The sequence below is a fragment of the Bradyrhizobium sp. LA2.1 genome, assembly GCF_040547725.1.
GTDB lineage: Bacteria > Pseudomonadota > Alphaproteobacteria > Rhizobiales > Xanthobacteraceae > Bradyrhizobium > Bradyrhizobium barranii.
Genome location: NZ_JBEPQI010000077.1, coordinates 1 through 2465, shown reverse-complemented (window position 1 = coordinate 2465; position 2465 = coordinate 1). Strand labels below are relative to the sequence as shown.

The following is a 2465-nucleotide window of genomic DNA, read 5'->3' as shown; positions in this document are numbered from 1 at the left end:
ATAGCGAGGCGGTCAAGCTTCGCTAAAAGGATCATTTACAACTCGCATTCCTCTCAGACGCAGCCTTGTGAGCTACATCGAAAGGCGCACGAGCGCCGAAATGATCCGGAGATAATGAAGTATCGCGCAACAATTGCTTGTTGCCCGATCCAACTCGGATCGATCTCCTCTTTACGATGTCAGAAATCACGCAGCTCACTGTCCATCCGGACTAGCAAGTGCGAAGTGATGTTTCGCGGACGATTCAGGTGCACGATCAGTCGATGATCAAACCATCTGGTGGAGCCAGACGGGATCGAACCGACGACCTCATGCTTGCAAAGCACGCGCTCTCCCAGCTGAGCTATGGCCCCGTAACCAGAAGACGAATGCTCACTCGATGAGTGTGGTGGGCCTGGGAAGACTTGAACTTCCGACCTCACGCTTATCAAGCGCGCGCTCTAACCAACTGAGCTACAAGCCCCTAACGCATATCCAGTCAAGGACCAGGGATTCTGCAAGCTTGCAGCCCCAGCGCGTGTTCGTCCGCGAAGAAAGAGAAACGAAGACGGCGAAATCCCGCCAATGCAGCTCAACAATCCTGACGATCGTTGGCCACTGATGTTTCTAAAACGGTTCGATAGAAGCAAGCTTCTGAAGAACCATCCTTAGAAAGGAGGTGATCCAGCCGCAGGTTCCCCTACGGCTACCTTGTTACGACTTCACCCCAGTCGCTGACCCTACCGTGGCCGGCTGCCTCCATTGCTGGTTAGCGCACCGTCTTCAGGTAAAACCAACTCCCATGGTGTGACGGGCGGTGTGTACAAGGCCCGGGAACGTATTCACCGTGGCGTGCTGATCCACGATTACTAGCGATTCCAACTTCATGGGCTCGAGTTGCAGAGCCCAATCCGAACTGAGACGGCTTTTTGAGATTTGCGAAGGGTTGCCCCTTAGCGTCCCATTGTCACCGCCATTGTAGCACGTGTGTAGCCCAGCCCGTAAGGGCCATGAGGACTTGACGTCATCCCCACCTTCCTCGCGGCTTATCACCGGCAGTCTCCTTAGAGTGCTCAACTAAATGGTAGCAACTAAGGACGGGGGTTGCGCTCGTTGCGGGACTTAACCCAACATCTCACGACACGAGCTGACGACAGCCATGCAGCACCTGTGTTCCAGGCTCCGAAGAGAAGGTCACATCTCTGCGACCGGTCCTGGACATGTCAAGGGCTGGTAAGGTTCTGCGCGTTGCGTCGAATTAAACCACATGCTCCACCGCTTGTGCGGGCCCCCGTCAATTCCTTTGAGTTTTAATCTTGCGACCGTACTCCCCAGGCGGAATGCTTAAAGCGTTAGCTGCGCCACTAGTGAGTAAACCCACTAACGGCTGGCATTCATCGTTTACGGCGTGGACTACCAGGGTATCTAATCCTGTTTGCTCCCCACGCTTTCGTGCCTCAGCGTCAGTATCGGGCCAGTGAGCCGCCTTCGCCACTGGTGTTCTTGCGAATATCTACGAATTTCACCTCTACACTCGCAGTTCCACTCACCTCTCCCGAACTCAAGATCTTCAGTATCAAAGGCAGTTCTGGAGTTGAGCTCCAGGATTTCACCCCTGACTTAAAGACCCGCCTACGCACCCTTTACGCCCAGTGATTCCGAGCAACGCTAGCCCCCTTCGTATTACCGCGGCTGCTGGCACGAAGTTAGCCGGGGCTTATTCTTGCGGTACCGTCATTATCTTCCCGCACAAAAGAGCTTTACAACCCTAGGGCCTTCATCACTCACGCGGCATGGCTGGATCAGGGTTGCCCCCATTGTCCAATATTCCCCACTGCTGCCTCCCGTAGGAGTTTGGGCCGTGTCTCAGTCCCAATGTGGCTGATCATCCTCTCAGACCAGCTACTGATCGTCGCCTTGGTGAGCCATTACCTCACCAACTAGCTAATCAGACGCGGGCCGATCTTTCGGCGATAAATCTTTCCCCGTAAGGGCTTATCCGGTATTAGCACAAGTTTCCCTGTGTTGTTCCGAACCAAAAGGTACGTTCCCACGCGTTACTCACCCGTCTGCCGCTGACGTATTGCTACGCCCGCTCGACTTGCATGTGTTAAGCCTGCCGCCAGCGTTCGCTCTGAGCCAGGATCAAACTCTCAAGTTGGACTTGAACTTTGAACCGGCTGATCACAACGTTTGACGAGGTCCCACCATTATTTCGACAACCGAAGTCGCCGAGCTGCCCGCGATTCACATCGCTGGCAGCGATGGTGTTTCCTTTAAAACGTGTACCGCCGAAGTCTTTCGTCCCCTCTCAGAACTCAAAAGCCGAAGCTCTTCAGTGTCCGAGAGGCGCAAGGACTCCGCCGTCCACGTTTCTCTTTCTTCATCTTCACTTGTCAAACAGCCCGGGACCAGGAGGTCCCAACCTTCCAGAGTGGAAGGGTTCCGACACCCTTACCGACGATGAATGAACTCCAATCGACTTA

Annotated in this window: 2 tRNA genes and 1 rRNA gene; all 3 read right to left on the bottom strand. The window is 54.4% G+C overall.

The window, feature by feature from the left end:
• Nucleotides 1–277 precede the first annotated feature (277 nt).
• The 3 genes from ABIB95_RS47275 to ABIB95_RS47265 all read right to left on the bottom strand — a co-directional run bounded on the left by ABIB95_RS47275 (nucleotide 278) and on the right by ABIB95_RS47265 (nucleotide 2140).
• A tRNA-Ala gene (locus tag ABIB95_RS47275) sits at nucleotides 278–353 on the bottom strand.
• 33 nt (nucleotides 354–386) lie between these two features.
• A tRNA-Ile gene (locus ABIB95_RS47270) sits at nucleotides 387–463 on the bottom strand.
• 188 nt (nucleotides 464–651) lie between these two features.
• Nucleotides 652–2140: ribosomal RNA gene (locus tag ABIB95_RS47265) — 16S ribosomal RNA — on the bottom strand.
• Nucleotides 2141–2465: the final 325 nt, after the last annotated feature.